The following is a 15,052-nucleotide window of genomic DNA, read 5'->3' on the forward strand; positions in this document are numbered from 1 at the left end:
TCCGTTCTAGCTAGCGCCTCCGGTTTTCAGACCTTTCGGCCCGCTCTCCGGCGGCGCAGGAAGAACATTACCTGAAGGTGGACGGCGCTCCAAAACGGGTATCCGCGCCGAGGATCACGGGGAGTTCGGCCAGCGAAGCGATCCGGTGCGGGCCTCTCGGACCGCTCTCGGGGGCGGCGTGAGCACCGCCACGGTCGATCCAGATCGAGAGCATCCCGGCGTCGGCGGCGCCGAGTCCGTCGATCTCCGGGTGGTCGCCGACGTACGCGACCTGGTGCGGAGGCAGGCCGAGGGCGTCGCAGGCGGCGTGGAAGGCCGCCACGGCGGGCTTGGAGACACCCAGTTCGGCCGCGCACAGGACGGTCTCGAAGCGGTCGCGTACGCCCAGGACGCGGAGCTTGCGGTCCTGGTTGTGGAAGCTGGAGTTGGACAGGATCGCGTGCCGGTGGCTGGCGGCGAGGGCGTCCAGGGCGGGCAGTGTGTCCGGGAAGAGGGCCCAGGCGGCTTCGTAGTGGCCGGCGTACCGCTCGAACCAGCCGTCGGCCTCGGCGTCGCCGAGGGGCTCACCCAGGAACGCCCTGACCCGGTCCCGGCGCTGGCCCTGCCAGTCCGACTCCCCCGCCGCGAATCTCGCCCACTGCGCGTCGGTGATCTCCCGCCAGCGCGCGAGGGCCTGCTCGACGGTCTCGTACGCGTCGAGCAGGCCCTCGGCCGCCAAGTGCCCGCGCATTCCGGCCCGGTCCGCGCCCGTGTAGTCGAAGAGCGTGTCGTCCACGTCCCAGACCAAGGCCTTGATGCTCATGATCCGACGGTAACTCCGGGTGGGGGCGCATGTCTGTCGCTCAGCGCACAAAGGGGGCGGCGCCCGGACCGGACGCCGCCCCCCTGTGCATGCGCAGTTGTGGCTACAGCTTCGCCAGCGCCGCGTCGACGCGTGCCAGCGCCTTCTCCTTGCCGAGGATTTCCAGGGACTCGAAGAGCGGCAGGCCGATGGTGCGGCCGGTGACGGCGACGCGGACCGGGGCCTGGGCCTTGCCGAGCTTGAGGCCGTGCTCCTCGCCGGCGGCCAGGACGGCCTCCTTGAGGGAGTCCGGCGAGGACCAGTCGGCCGCGTCCAGCTTCTCCCGCGCCGTACGCAGCAACGCGTCGCTGCCCTCCTTCATGGCCTTCGTCCAGGACGCCTCGTCGAAGGCCGGCTCCGGAAGGAACAGGAAGTCGACGTTGTCCGTGATCTCGGAGAGGACCTTGAGGCGGGTCTGGGCGTGCGGGGCGATCGCCTGCCACTTCGCCTCGTCGAAGTCCTCCGGCGCCCACGGGGCGAACGGGGCCTTCAGCCAGGGGGCGCAGCGCTCCGTGAAGTCCTTCACGTCGAGCAGGCGGATGTGGTCGCCGTTGATGGCTTCGCACTTCTTGAGGTCGAAGCGGGCCGGGTTGGGGTTCACGTCCGCGATGTCGAAGGCGGCGACCATCTCCTCGATCGAGAAGATGTCGCGGTCCGCCGACAGCGACCAGCCGAGCAGGGAGAGGTAGTTGAGCAGCCCCTCGGGGAGGAAACCGCGCTCCCTGTAGAGGTTCAGCGACGACTCCGGGTCGCGCTTGGAGAGCTTCTTGTTGCCCTCGCCCATGACGTACGGGAGGTGGCCGAAGGCCGGGGTCTCCTTGGCGATGCCCAGCTCGGTCAGCGCCTTGTAGAGGGCGATCTGGCGCGGGGTGGAGGAGAGCAGGTCCTCGCCGCGCAGGACGTGCGTGATCTCCATCAGGGCGTCGTCGACCGGGTTGACGAGCGTGTACAGGGGCGCGCCGTTGGCTCGTACGATCCCGAAGTCCGGGACGTTCTCCGCGAGGTAGGTGATCTCGCCGCGGACCAGGTCCGTGAAGGTGATCGTCTCGTCGGGCATCCGGAAGCGGACGATGGGCGTGCGGCCCTCCGCCTGGTAGGCCTCGGTCTGCTCGGCGGTGAGGTCACGGCAGTGGCCGTCGTAGCCGGACGGCTTGCCGGCGGCGCGGGCGGCGTCGCGGCGGGCGTCCAGTTCCTCGGTCGAGCAGTAGCAGTGGTACGCGTGACCCGCGGCCAGGAGCTTCTGGGCGACGTCCTTGTAGAGGTCCATCCGCTGCGACTGGCGGTACGGCGCGTGGGGGCCGCCGATCTCGGGGCCCTCGTCCCAGTCGAAGCCCAGCCAGCGCATCGAGTCGAGCAGCTGGTCGTACGACTCCTCGGAGTCGCGGGCCGCGTCGGTGTCCTCGATGCGGAAGACCAGGGTGCCTTCGTTGTGCCGGGCGAACGCCCAGTTGAACAGGGCGGTGCGGACCAGGCCCACGTGAGGGTTGCCGGTCGGGGAGGGACAGAAACGTACGCGGACGGATCCGTTAGCCACGCTTGATCACCTTGTTGGTGAGAGTGCCGATGCCTTCGATGGTGACGGCGACCTCGTCGCCGACGTTCAGGGGGCCGACCCCCGCGGGGGTGCCCGTGAGGATCACGTCGCCGGGGAGCAGCGTCATGGCCTCGGTGATGTTCACGATCAGATCCTCGATGGAGTGGATCATCTCGCTGGTGCGGCCGAGCTGGCGTTGCTGCCCGTTGACCGTGCACTGGATGGTGAGGTCGGAGGGGTCCACGTCCGTCTCCACCCAGGGGCCGAGCGGGCAGGCGCCGTCGAAGCCCTTGGCCCGGGCCCACTGCTTCTCGCGCTTCTGGACGTCGCGAGCGGTGACGTCGTTGGCGCAGGTGTAGCCGAGGATGACGTCCTTGACGCGCTCGCGCGGGACCTCGCGGCACATGCGGCCGATGACCACGGCCAGCTCGGCCTCGTAGTGCAGCTCGTTCGAGAAGGACGGGTACTGGATCTCGTCGCCGGAGCCGATCACGGAGGTCGAGGGCTTGAAGAAGGCGAACGGGGCGTCGGGCACCTCGTTGCCGAGTTCTCGCGCGTGCTCGGCGTAGTTGCGGCCGAAGGCCACGACCTTGTTGGGGAGCACCGGGGGCAGCAGCCGCACCTTGTTCAGCGGGACCTTGGTGCCGGAGAGCTCGAAGTCCGCGAACGGGATGCCCTTGATGATGTCGAGGACGAGTTCGTCCGGCTTGTCGCCCTCGACCGCGCCGAAGGCGACGTTGCCGTCGATGGAGAACCTGGCGATGCGCACGGGATCGTTGCGCCCCTCACTGAGCTGGCTGGAGTAGGACGCTCCAGGCTAACGCGGGAAGGGCCGGGCGCCTCGCGCATATCGGCGGGCGCCCCGGCATCCGTACGCCGGCGGCTCGGGCAACGGGCCGCCGGCGGGCGGACTACTCCGGGACAGCGGCGGCGACCGGCGCTTCCATGAGAATGGTGCGGCGGGGGTTGGCGGTCTGGGCGGGGAGGTCGACCGAGTGCTCCGGCTGCTCCGGCGTCTGCAGCTCGTCGGCGTCCTTGAGGTGGGCCAGCGTGGTGCGTCGCGGGTTGGCTATGTTGCGGAACATCATCGTCGTCTTCACTGTTGTACTCGACCTTGTCCTCGTGGGCGCCGGGCGGGCTCAAGGGCCCCCGCGCGGGCGCAGGTTGTCGGATTCGCCATCCCTGTAAAGCGTCAGGCTAAACATGCAATTCCCGGGCGAAGCCGCGAAGACGCCATGATCGTGGTGTGAGTTTCCTCACTTACTAGCAGGCAAAGCGGTCAATTCAGGCCGCGGGCTCGACCTGGCGAAACCGACATTGCGCCACGGAAGCCGACATTCCGCTCCTGATCATGGCGACTGGGACACCCCGAGCACCCCAACACCTCGTAGGCATAAGTCCGTTATGTACGAGATCACTTTCTACGTCTCGTGACGCAGCCCTCACAAGCTGTCACGGAGGTCACAGCCTGGTACTCGGCCCTTGTTGGAGATCCGGCACTGTGCTGGAATTCCACGGACCGCCGCGGGATCGAACCGGCGCGCAGGGGGCGCAACGCAGCGCCGAGCAGCGGCGGGAAGGGGGATCCAGCGCCGGTCACTGACGACCACCAGGGGGCGCATCTGCGCTCCTGAACGACGCCGACACCGTCCCACCGTTTTGCGGAGGGGCGCCTGGTCCAGAGGTTGCGACGCTAGTGCAGGGACGTTTCAAGAGGGATGGCAGCGCTCCGGCCGAGCCGGAGCCGCACGGCGGGACCGACCGCGGTTCCTCGCCCCAGCACGCCCAGAACCCGGGACCGGCAGAGGTCGGCGGCAGCGGTGAACGTTCCGCGCGCCCCGGCGCGACGGCTCCCGCCAAACCGGCCGCGAGGACTCCGAAGGGCGCAACGCACCCCGGCTCGCGAATAGCCCTGCGCAACTGGCGCATCTCCACGCGCCTGGTCTCGCTGCTCGCGCTCCCCGTGGTCGCCGCGACCTCACTCGGCGCGCTCCGCATCAACCAGTCGATGGACGACATCCAGCAGCTCGACAACATGAAGCTGCTCACCGACATCACCAAGCAGGCGACCGAGCTCTCGGCCGCGCTCCAGAAGGAGCGCGACACGACGGCGGGGCCACTGGTGCACGGCGCCGCGGCCACCTCCCCCACGGTCAAGGGCGCCCGCGACGCCACGGACATCTCGAAGAAGAACTTCCTCGAGGGCGTCCAGGAGATCGACGACTCCAGCACGGACGGACAGCTCACCGGCGTACGGGACAGCCTCGTCGGCCTCACCCGCGAGTTGCAGAAGCTCAACAGCATCCGCAGCGACGCCTACGACGAGCCCGAGAACTCCACCCAGACGGTCGAGGCGTACCACCGCGTCATCACCCAGCTCCTCGACCTCTCGCAGGACATGGCCGAGGCCACCAGCAACCCGGAGATGATCCAGCGCACGCGTGCGCTGGCCGCCTTCTCCTCGGCCAAGGAGTACGCCTCCGTCCAGCGCGCGGTCATCGCCGCCGCGCTGCCCGAGAGCAACACGACCTTCGGCTCGCTGTCCGAGAACGACCGGCAGTACGCGCTCTCGGCGCAGCAGAGCCAGGAGTCCGACCTCAGCAGCTTCGAGAGCATCTACGGGGAAGGCTCCGCGGAGCTCCTCAAGCCCATCGAGAGCGGCAACCCGACCATCGAGGCGGCCGACGACTACGCCAAGCGTGTGCTGGCCAGCAAGAACGGTCTGGCAACGCGGGACAAGCGCTCGTATCTGGACTGGGTCGACGACGACTCGACCAAGATCGGGCAGATGTCCAACATCGAGACCACCCTGCTCGGCGAGATGGAGCAGAAGGCCCGTGAGCTGCGCAACGAGGCCGAGAGTGAAGCGATCATCTCGGGTGCGCTGATCCTCCTGGTCCTCGGTGTCTCGCTGGTCGGCGCCTTCGTCGTGGCCCGCTCCATGATCCGCTCGCTGCGCCGACTCCAGGACACCGCGACCAAGGTCGCCCAGGAACGGCTGCCCGAGCTGGTCAAGCAGCTCTCCGAGTCCGACCCGCAGGACGTCGACACCTCCGTCGAGTCGGTCGGTGTGCACTCCCGGGACGAGATCGGCAAGGTGGCCGCGGCCTTCGACGACGTGCACCGCGAGGCCGTACGACTGGCCGCCGAGCAGGCCCTCCTTCGAGGCAACGTCAACGCGATGTTCACCAACCTCTCGCGCCGTTCCCAGGGCCTCATCCAGCGTCAGCTCTCGCTCATCTCCGAACTGGAGTCCCGCGAGGCCGACCCGGACCAGTTGTCCTCGCTGTTCAAGCTCGACCACCTCGCGACCCGCATGCGCCGTAACGGTGAGAACCTCCTCGTTCTCGCCGGTGAAGAGCCCGGCCGACGCTGGACCCGCCCGGTCCCGCTGGTCGACGTGCTCCGCGCCGCCGCCTCCGAGGTGGAGCAGTACGAGCGCATCGAGCTGTCCTCCGTGCCGACCACCGAAGTGGCCGGCCGTGTGGTCAACGACCTCGTGCACCTGCTCGCCGAGCTGCTGGAGAACGCGACCTCCTTCTCCTCGCCGCAGACCAAGGTCAAGGTCACCGGTCACGCGCTGCCCGACGGCCGCGTGCTGATCGAGATCCACGACACCGGTATCGGCCTCTCCCCCGAGGACCTCGCGGCGATCAACGAGCGGCTCGCCTCGCCGCCCACCGTGGACGTCTCGGTGTCGCGCCGCATGGGTCTGTTCGTGGTCGGCCGTCTGTCGCAGCGCCACGGCATCCGGATCCAGCTGCGCCCGTCCGACTCGGGTGGCACTACCGCGCTCGTCATGCTTCCCGTCGATGTCGCCCAGGGCGGCAAGAAGGTTCCGAACAAGCCGGGTCAGGGCGCCGGTCCGGCCGCCTCGCAGGCCTCCGCCGGTGTCGCCGCGGCTCGCCGCGGCAACGGTCAGGGCGGTCCGGCCCTCGGTGGCGGCGGTAACCCCGGACGTGTCGGTGCCCCGCCGCAGCGTGGCCAGGTCGGTGCGGGCCAGGGCCCGCGTGCGGCGCTCCCCGGCAGCCAGGGCGGTCGCCCGGGTTCGCCGGGTGGTTCGCGTGGACCGCAGGGTCCGGGCAATCCGCCGCAGGGCAGGCCGGCTCCGGCCGGTGCCGGTACCAACGCCTTCGGGGCGAGCGCGCCGGGTGCCCCGCAGGGCCTCCAGGCCGCGGGAACCGGTGTGCAGGGCTTCGGCGACGGATCCGGTGCCCGTCAGGGCGGGTTCGGTGACACGTCCGGCAACCGGCAGGGCGGTTTCGGCGACGCACCCGGTGCGCGACAGGGCGGCCCCGCGGCCGCACCTCCGCAGCAGCCGCCGACCGGCAAGGGCAGCCGTCGCAGGCCGCAGCTTCCGGGCCGTGGTGGCGCACGCGCCGAACTCCCCGGTGGCAGCGCGCAGTCGCGGCCGAGCTGGAGCGACGACAACGCCCAGCCGCCCGTGCCGCGCGCGTCCCTCGACACCCCGCGTGGCCACGAGGAGCCCGACTCCACCTCGCGCATGCCGCGCTTCGACGACCGTCAGGGCCCGGCCGCCACCGCTGCCACCGCTGCCACCTCTGAGTTCCCGCGGATCGACGACCGTCAAGGTCCCGCCGCCACCTCCGAGTTCGCCCGCCCCGACTACGACGCCCCGCGCCCCGGTGCCGTCCCGCAGCAGAACCCCGGGCAGTACTCCGGTCAGGGCACGGGGCAGTACTCGGGTCAGAACCCCGGTCAGAACTCCGGTCAGTTCGTCCGCCCGGATGTCTTCGGTTCCTCGGGCCCGGGCCAGAACCCGTCCACCACGGGCCAGTTCGCCACCCCGGGCTACGGCGCCTCCCAGGACCCGTCGTCCACCGGCCAGTTCTCGACTTCCGGGTACGGCAACGGCCAGGGCCCGTCTTCCACCGGCCAGTTCGAGCGGCCGCAGGTACCGCAGCGGCCGTCGGGGCCTCCACAGGCACCGCAGCGGCCCGTGCCTCCGCCGGAGCCCGAGGCCCTGCCGCCGGCGGGCCCCGGTGACGGACGTACGCCGCTGTACGACACGCTGGAGACCAACTGGTTCCACGGTCAGCAGGCCGCGGCGGCAGCAGCAGCCCAGAATCAGACCAACGGCTCGCAGGTCTCCCCCCAGACCCCGCAGCCGCAGGCGCCCGCGGTTCCCCCGCGGCCCGCCACCGCACCTGCGCCCGCCGCCCCCCAGGCGTCCTGGCGCACCTCGCCGAACGACGATCTCGTCCGGCAGGCAGAACGCGTCCGTCAGCCGTCGGCGGGCGGGGTCACCACCTCAGGCCTGCCGCGCCGCGTACCGCGAGCCAACCTCGTCGCGGGCACGGCACAGCAGCAAACGCACCAAACCGGTCCGCAGGTCTCGCGTGCGCCCGATGACGTACGCGGCCGGCTGACCAATCTCCGTCGGGGCATTCAGCAGGGTCGCCAGGCCGGCACCGGCCAGACCGGCAGCTTCCCCAGCCCCACTCACCAGCAGGAGCACTAGTTGAGTCAGATGAGCCAGGCCGCACAGAACCTGAACTGGTTGATCACCAACTTCGTGGACAACACCCCGGGGGTGTCCCACACCGTCGTCGTGTCCTCCGACGGTCTCCTTCTGGCGATGTCCGAAGGCTTTCCGCGCGACCGCGCCGACCAGCTCGCGGCGGTCGCGTCCGGGCTCACCTCGCTGACGGCCGGGGCATCCCGGATCTTCGAGGGCGGCACGGTGGCTCAGACAGTCGTGGAGATGGAGCGCGGGTTTCTTTTCCTGATGTCCGTCTCGGACGGATCGTCCCTGGCGGTCCTCTCACACCCGGACTGCGACATCGGCCTTGTCGGCTACGAGATGGCGCTGCTCGTCGACCGCGCGGGCGCAGTGCTCACGCCGGACTTGCGCGCCGAACTACAGGGAAGTCTGCTCCACTAACGGCCCTGGGTTCTACCCACAGCACGAAATCACCGTCCGGCCGACACAATCTCCCCCCACCGGCCTCAACAGACGGCACGACTGACTCACTTGCTGTCCCGCCCGGAGGATTCATGACCCCGCCCAACGCCTCTCATGATCCGTACGCACATACGTACGAGGAAGAGGGCGACCAGCCGCTGGTACGTCCGTACGCGATGACCGGCGGCCGGACCCGGCCGCGCTACCAGCTCGCCATCGAGGCACTGATCAGCACCACGGCCGACCCGGCGCAGCTGATGGGGCTGCTCCCTGAGCACCAGCGGATCTGCCACCTGTGCCGTGAGGTGAAGTCCGTCGCCGAGGTATCGGCACTTCTGTCCATGCCACTGGGTGTGGCACGGATCCTTGTCGCGGACCTCGCCGAGGCCGGACTCGTCGCCATCCATCAGCCGGGCGGCGACGAGAGCAACGGCGGCGCGCCGGACGTGACTTTGCTCGAAAGGGTGCTCAGTGGACTTCGCAAGCTCTGACGGAGGCCGGGCGACCACCTCCGCGAAGATCGTGGTGGCGGGCGGCTTCGGCGTCGGCAAAACCACGTTCGTGGGGGCCGTCTCGGAGATCAACCCGCTGCGCACGGAGGCCGTCATGACGTCCGCGTCCGCGGGCATCGACGACCTCACCCACACCGGGGACAAGACCACCACCACGGTGGCCATGGACTTCGGACGCATCACCCTGGACCAGGACCTGATCCTGTACCTGTTCGGTACGCCGGGTCAGGACCGTTTCTGGTTCATGTGGGACGACCTGGTCCGCGGCGCCATCGGCGCGGTGGTCCTGGTCGACACCCGCCGGCTCGCCGACTGCTTCCCCGCGGTCGACTACTTCGAGAACTCCGGGCTGCCGTTCGTCATCGCCCTCAACGGCTTCGACGGGCACCAGCCGTACAACCCCGAGGAGGTCCGTGAGGCCCTCCAGATCGGGCCGGACGCTCCGATCATCACCACGGACGCCCGGCACCGCGCGGACGCGAAGAGCGCACTGATCACGCTCGTCGAGCACGCGCTCATGGCCCGTCTGCGGTAGCGGGCGGCAGGGCCGGGGGCAACGGATGGTGCGTTTATCCCGGTCCACAAGTCGACAGTTCCATAAGGCAGTTGTCGTAGACACCCTGGAGCCGGCTGTGTCGTTTGACACGGTCGGCAACAGTGTTCATAACGTTTCGACAGAGAATTTCACGGGCACCGACACGCATCGCGTTCACCCGGTACCGCTGTGCTCACAAAGGCCCCGCCTTTTGGCGGGGCTCGTTCTTTATGACCGTTTTATCTGGGGCTTACCTCACCTGGAATCATGGGTTCCGAGTGTTTGGAAGGGCGCCGAGTGACGTGCTGGAATGCGCTGACCTGCCCAGTAGTCAAGGGCGCCGGAGACACCGCGGCACAACGTAGGTGCCGACGCCGAGAGGTTTTGGTCGAGTGAGGCGAAGCAAGAACGGTCCCGAGCCGTCGGCACGGGGCAACTTCACCCCGCCGCCGCGTGTCGCGGCGACCGCACAGATGCCCGGCTCCCCGGAGCCCACGCCGGTACCCGCACCGAGCGGCAGTCGTTTCTCCCCGCGCAACTGGCGCGTGCCGACCAGGCTGAACGCGATTCTGCTCATCCCCGTGGTGGTCGGCCTGGTCATGGGCGGCTTCCAGGTGAGGAGTTCGATCGACACCTGGCAGGAGGCCGAGAACGCCGAGAAGACGGCACGTCTGGTGCAGGCCGCGCTGACCTACGGCGACAGGCTGTACGTCGAGCGCGACGTCTCCGCCGCGCCGCTGCTGACCGGCAAGGGCGAGAAGGACGCGACCGTAGTAAAGGCCCGTGCGGACACGGACGCGGCGGCCGACGCCTTCGACGAGGCCGCTCAGAACATGCCGCAGACGGCCGGCCTGCAACGCCGTCTGGAGATCTTCCGCAAGGTCGAGCCCGGCCTCGCCACGCTGCGCAAGGCCGCTTACACCTCCGCCCTCACCGGCGTGCAGACCGAAGAGGGCTACACCCAGATCCAGCACCCGCTGATGGAGTTCTCCAACGAACTCGGTCTGGGCACCGGAAACATCACCAGCTACGGCCGTACCGTCTACGCGGTCTCGCTCTCCAAGGCCGCCGCGTCACTGCAGCGGTCCATCGGCATGCACCTGCTGCTCAAGCCCGGCCCCACCGCCCAGGACCTCGGCAGCCAGCGCGTCGCCCTCTCCTCGTACGCCTACCTCGAGGGCATCGCCGTCGAGGAGTACATCGGTGGTGGCACCGAGGCCGACGCGGCCAAGCTCGAGGACGCCCAGAAGAAACTCAAGTCCGACGGCGAGGCCCAGGCCAAGGCCGCCGCCGAGGCCGCGGCGGCCCAGGGCCAGACCTATGTGCCCCCGCCGTCCGGGGACACCGCGATGGTCTCGGCCCTCGCGACGCTCTCGTCCACGGACCAGAGCGCCCGCGACGCGCTCGCCTCGCAGGGCATCACCGCGGACAACTACTGGGCGGTCAACACCGCCAAGTACAACGCCTACCGCACGCTCGAGTCGGATCTGACCGACAAGGCCGTGGCCGAGGCCTCCGACATCTCCGACAGCGCCAAGCGCGACGCCATCATCACCGGTGCCGCCGTCGTGATCGCCCTGCTCGCCGCGTTCATCCTGGCCGGCATGGTCGCCCGCCAGATGAGCCGCGCGATGCGCCAACTGCGCAACGCGGCCTTCAACGTGGCCGAGCAGCGCCTGCCGATGCTGGTCGACCAGCTCTCGCGCACCGACCCGGGTCGCGTCGACACCCGCGTACAGCCCATCCCGATCACCACCACGGACGAGATCGGCGAAGTCGCCCGCGCCTTCGACCAGGTCCACCGCGAGGCCGTACGACTGGCCGCCGAGCAGGCCCTCCTGCGAGGCAACATCAACGCGATCTTCACCAACCTGTCGCGCCGCAACCAGTCCCTGATCGAGGGCCAGCTGACCCTGATCACCGACCTGGAGAACAACGAGGCCGACCCGGACCAGCTGGAGAACCTCTTCCGCCTGGACCACCTCGCGACCCGTATGCGCCGCAACGGCGAGAACCTCCTGGTCCTCGCCGGCGAGGAGCCGGGCCGCCGCTGGGACCAGCCGGTCCCGCTGGTGGACGTGCTGCGCGCCGCCTCCTCCGAGGTGGAGCAGTACGAGCGCGTCGAGCTCTCCGGCGTCCCGGAGGCCGAGATCCACGGCCGCGCCGTGACCGACCTCGTGCACCTGCTCGCCGAGCTCCTGGAGAACGCGACGACGTTCTCCTCCCCGCAGACCAAGGTCCGCGTCACCGCGACGCGTCTCCCGGACGGCCGCATCATGGTCGAGATCCACGACAAGGGCATCGGCCTCACCGCCGAGGACTTCGCGGACATCAACCACAAGCTGGCCAACCCGCCGACCGTGGACGCCGCGATCTCGCAGCGCATGGGCCTGTTCGTGGTCGGCCGGCTGTCCGACCGGCACGGCATCCGCGTCCAGCTCCGCCCCTCGGGCGAGCAGGCCGGTACGACCTCCCTGGTCATGCTCCCCGACGCGATCACCCACGGTGGTGGCGGCGGCGAGCAGCAGCTCCAGCGCGACGAGTTCACGGTTTCGCAGATCATGCCGGAGCAGCCGCAGCCGTCCTTCCAGGGCGAGCCGTTCCAGGGCGGCCAGCAGCCGCTGCTTACGGCCGCCGAGCTCGGCTTCGACGACAGCCGCTACGAAGTGCCGGACGACATACGCGAGTTGGACCCCGTGGGCCGCTCGCTGATGCGCGAGGAGCGCCGTGCGGCCCTGGAGGCCCAGGCAGGGGGCCAGCCGGAGGCTCTGGAGGCTCAGAGCTACCAGGAGGGCTTCGAGGCCCAGCCGGGCGCGTACGCCAACGGACAGGCCCCGTACGACAGCGGACAAGCGCCCTACGACAACGGGCAGGCCCCGTACGACAACGGCCAGGCCCCGTACGAGGAGCAGCAGGCGACGTACGACCAGCAGACGACGTACGAGGAGCCGCAGCAGGGGTCGTACGACGAGACGTACTTCCCGACGAACGGCGGCTACCCGGAGCCCGCGTATGCGGAGCCGGTCCAGGACGAGCACACGGGCAACCGGAGCGCCGCCCCGGAGACGTTCTCGGCCTTCGCCCAGCCGTCCCACCAGGATGACTGGCCGCAGCAGGACGCGAGCCAGAACCCGTACCGGTCCGAGTACGCTCCGGAAGCGGAATCCGCGAAGACCGCTGACGCGGGTGAGCCGGACCGCGTAGGCTTTGGCCGACCGGGGCCTGCCCCCTCCGCCCCCCACACCCTGACCGACGCCGGTCTCCCCCGTCGCGGCGCCACCGCGACAGGCAACGGCCAGCGGTCCGTGGAGCAGAGGGACCAGACTCCGCCGGCGACCACAAAGGGCCCCGACGACTGGCGCTCGTCCAACGACGACCGGTGGCAGCGCGCCGAGCAGCTCAAGAAGCCCAAGGCAGGCGGGGTCACCCCCTCCGGTCTGCCACGGCGGGTACCCAAGGCCAACCTGGTCGAGGGAACCGCGGAATCGACCCCGCAGGGCGGCCCCCAGGTCTCCCGCGCCCCTGAGGACATCCGGGGCAGGCTGAGCAACCTGCGCCGCGGCGTGCAGCAGGGACGCAACGCAGGTAGTGACACGAACGGCCAGGGCTTCGGTCCTGACAGCACCTACAACCAGGAGCGTTAGTGTGAGCCCGATGAGCCAGGCGGCGCAGAACCTGAACTGGTTGATCACCAACTTCGTGGACAACACCCCTGGGGTGTCCCACACGGTGGTGGTCTCCGCCGACGGACTCCTTCTGGCGATGTCCGAAGGCTTTCCCCGTGACCGCGCCGACCAGTTGGCAGCCGTCGCATCCGGTCTGACCTCGTTGACCGCGGGAGCCTCCCGCATCTTCGAGGGCGGCCATGTGAACCAGACGGTTGTGGAGATGGAGCGGGGATTCCTCTTCATCATGTCCGTTTCCGATGGTTCATCCCTCGCCGTACTCGCACATCCGGAGGCAGACATCGGCCTCGTCGGGTACGAGATGGCGCTTCTGGTGGATCGTGCCGGTACGGTCCTGACCCCGGACCTTCGAGCAGAGCTCCAGGGGAGCCTTCTCAACTAACAGACAGACGGTGCGTCTTGGTGTCCCGAGGCCATAAGGTTTCGGGACGCGGTCCCACATTGATGGGTGCCCGGCACGGTCGGAGGAGGAGAAAGTGGCAACACCCCCAGGCGGTTCGTCTTCGGGCAACTGGTCGTACGGCCCCGGCCAGGGGCAGGGCGACCAGGGTGACGGTTCACAGAACCCGAACCGGTACAACTTCCCCTCCGCGCCGACCCCTCGGCGTCAGCAGCCGTACGCACCCCAGGGTCCCGGGCCTTCTCCGTACGACCAGCCGTCGGCGCCGCGCATCCAGCCCGTACAGCCGCAGCGCCGCAACCCCGAGCCGTCACCGGCCGGGTCCACGCACAACCCTCTGGTACGCCCGTACGCCATGACGGGCGGCCGTACCAGGCCCCGCTACCAGCTCGCCATCGAGGCGCTGGTGCACACGACCGCACAACCGCACCAGATGCAGGGGCAGTTGCCCGAGCATCAGCGGATCTGCAACCTCTGCCGGGAGATCAAGTCGGTGGCCGAAATCTCGGCACTGCTGACGATCCCTCTCGGTGTGGCCAGGATTCTCGTCGCCGACTTGGCGGAAGCGGGCCTGGTCGCCATTCATCAGCCCGGCGGCGACGAGAGCGCCGGCGGCCAGCCAGCCGTGACATTGCTCGAAAGGGTGCTCAGTGGACTTCGCAAGCTCTAGCGGAGGGCCTTCCCGCTCCACCACGTCCGCGAAGATCGTGGTGGCGGGCGGCTTCGGCGTGGGCAAGACCACGTTCGTCGGGGCCGTCTCGGAGATCAACCCGCTGCGTACCGAGGCCGTCATGACGTCCGCGTCCGCGGGTATCGACGACCTCACGCACACCGGAGACAAGACGACGACCACCGTCGCCATGGACTTCGGACGCATCACCTTGGACCAGGACCTGATCCTGTACCTGTTCGGCACTCCCGGCCAGGACCGTTTCTGGTTCATGTGGGACGACCTGGTCCGCGGCGCCATCGGAGCGATCGTTTTGGTCGACACCCGCCGACTCGCCGACTGCTTCCCCGCGGTCGACTACTTCGAGAACTCGGGTCTCCCGTTCGTCATCGCGCTGAACGGCTTCGACGGCAACCAGCCGTACAACCCGGAAGAGGTCCGCGAGGCCCTGCAGATCGGGCCGGACGCTCCGATCATCACGACGGACGCCCGCCACCGCGCGGACGCCAAGTCGGCGCTGATCACGCTCGTGGAGCACGCGCTGATGGCGCGGCTGCGCTAGCGGTCTACCCCGGGACCCGACTCTTCGCCCAACGGCCCCCGCTTCTCCGTACGGAGGAGCGGGGGCCGTTGTCGTGGACTCCCCCGGCGGCCTGAACCGACACAACAGCCACGGCCCCGCTCTCCGGAGGGAGAGCGGGGCCGTGTGCGCGCTGAAAGAGTCAGTGCCAGCTGTGCGGTGCCCGGAAGCCGGGCTCGCGCTCCAGGCGGCGCCAGCCGGCCTTGGGGCGGGCGGCGTTGTGGGACGTGGCGGAAGCGGGCGCAGCCGCCGCGCGAGCCAGCAGGATGGCCGTGATGGCGGCGACTTCCTCGGGCTCGGCGTGGCCCTTCTCGACGCGGATGTCAGCGTTGTTCATAGGTTCAAGTCTCCGTGAGAGAGGTTTCCGC

General features: G+C 69.4%; 13 protein-coding genes. 8 read left to right on the forward strand and 5 right to left on the reverse strand.

Annotated elements, in window-relative coordinates; translation table 11 throughout:
• Positions 1-67: 67 nt before the first annotated feature.
• From AB0N66_RS05325 to AB0N66_RS05340, 4 genes are all read right to left on the reverse strand, one after another.
• Complete coding sequence (locus AB0N66_RS05325) at positions 68-802, reverse strand: HAD family hydrolase (protein WP_365428995.1); 735 nt, start codon at positions 800-802, stop codon at positions 68-70.
• A 103-nt stretch (positions 803-905) separates the two neighbouring features.
• Entirely contained in the window at positions 906-2,375 is a 1,470-nt protein-coding gene (gltX, locus tag AB0N66_RS05330; protein ID WP_365428998.1) for a glutamate--tRNA ligase, read from the reverse strand.
• Positions 2,368-3,144 carry a fumarylacetoacetate hydrolase family protein gene (locus AB0N66_RS05335; RefSeq protein ID WP_365429001.1) on the reverse strand — a complete coding sequence of 259 codons (777 nt, stop codon included), beginning with the start codon at positions 3,142-3,144 and terminating at the stop codon, positions 2,368-2,370. Before AB0N66_RS05335 ends, gltX begins: the two co-directional genes overlap by 8 nt.
• A 142-nt stretch (positions 3,145-3,286) precedes the next feature.
• The gene (locus AB0N66_RS05340) at positions 3,287-3,475 is read right to left on the reverse strand and encodes a hypothetical protein (protein ID WP_365429004.1); all 189 of its coding nucleotides are present in this window, start codon (positions 3,473-3,475) and stop codon (positions 3,287-3,289) included.
• Positions 3,476-4,071: 596 nt separating this feature from the next.
• Between AB0N66_RS05340 and AB0N66_RS05345 the strand changes: the two genes are divergently transcribed.
• The 8 genes from AB0N66_RS05345 to AB0N66_RS05380 all read left to right on the forward strand — a co-directional run bounded on the left by AB0N66_RS05345 (position 4,072) and on the right by AB0N66_RS05380 (position 14,666).
• Positions 4,072-7,857: a nitrate- and nitrite sensing domain-containing protein gene (locus AB0N66_RS05345; RefSeq protein ID WP_365429007.1), complete on the forward strand. Its 3,786-nt coding sequence runs from the start codon at positions 4,072-4,074 to the stop codon at positions 7,855-7,857.
• Between the two features lie 9 nt (positions 7,858-7,866).
• Entirely contained in the window at positions 7,867-8,280 is a 414-nt protein-coding gene (locus AB0N66_RS05350) for a roadblock/LC7 domain-containing protein (protein ID WP_365429476.1), read from the forward strand.
• A gap of 113 nt (positions 8,281-8,393) precedes the next feature.
• Positions 8,394-8,792: a DUF742 domain-containing protein gene (locus AB0N66_RS05355; RefSeq protein WP_365429010.1), complete on the forward strand. Its 399-nt coding sequence runs from the start codon at positions 8,394-8,396 to the stop codon at positions 8,790-8,792.
• Positions 8,773-9,348: an ATP/GTP-binding protein gene (locus AB0N66_RS05360; RefSeq protein ID WP_028802395.1), complete on the forward strand. Its 576-nt coding sequence runs from the start codon at positions 8,773-8,775 to the stop codon at positions 9,346-9,348. Before AB0N66_RS05355 ends, AB0N66_RS05360 begins: the two co-directional genes overlap by 20 nt.
• Positions 9,349-9,740: 392 nt before the next feature.
• On the forward strand, positions 9,741-12,992 hold the full coding sequence (locus tag AB0N66_RS05365; RefSeq protein WP_365429013.1) for a nitrate- and nitrite sensing domain-containing protein: 3,252 nt from the start codon (positions 9,741-9,743) through the stop codon (positions 12,990-12,992).
• Positions 12,993-13,002: 10 nt separating this feature from the next.
• Positions 13,003-13,416, forward strand: a complete 414-nt coding sequence (locus AB0N66_RS05370) for a roadblock/LC7 domain-containing protein (protein ID WP_266836330.1) — start codon at positions 13,003-13,005, stop codon at positions 13,414-13,416.
• A gap of 94 nt (positions 13,417-13,510) precedes the next feature.
• Entirely contained in the window at positions 13,511-14,104 is a 594-nt protein-coding gene (locus tag AB0N66_RS05375; RefSeq protein ID WP_365429016.1) for a DUF742 domain-containing protein, read from the forward strand.
• Positions 14,085-14,666 (forward strand): ATP/GTP-binding protein, encoded by a 582-nt coding sequence (locus AB0N66_RS05380; protein WP_103554950.1) that lies wholly within the window; start codon positions 14,085-14,087, stop codon positions 14,664-14,666. Before AB0N66_RS05375 ends, AB0N66_RS05380 begins: the two co-directional genes overlap by 20 nt.
• Before the next feature lie 160 nt (positions 14,667-14,826).
• On the opposite strand, the gene AB0N66_RS05385 is transcribed toward AB0N66_RS05380, so the two are convergent.
• A complete protein-coding gene (locus AB0N66_RS05385; RefSeq protein WP_365429019.1) occupies positions 14,827-15,021 on the reverse strand; it encodes an acyl-CoA carboxylase subunit epsilon in 195 nt (64 codons plus the stop codon).
• Positions 15,022-15,052 lie beyond the last annotated feature (31 nt).

This window comes from Streptomyces sp. NPDC093544, assembly GCF_040683495.1.
In the GTDB taxonomy this organism is placed as follows: domain Bacteria; phylum Actinomycetota; class Actinomycetes; order Streptomycetales; family Streptomycetaceae; genus Streptomyces.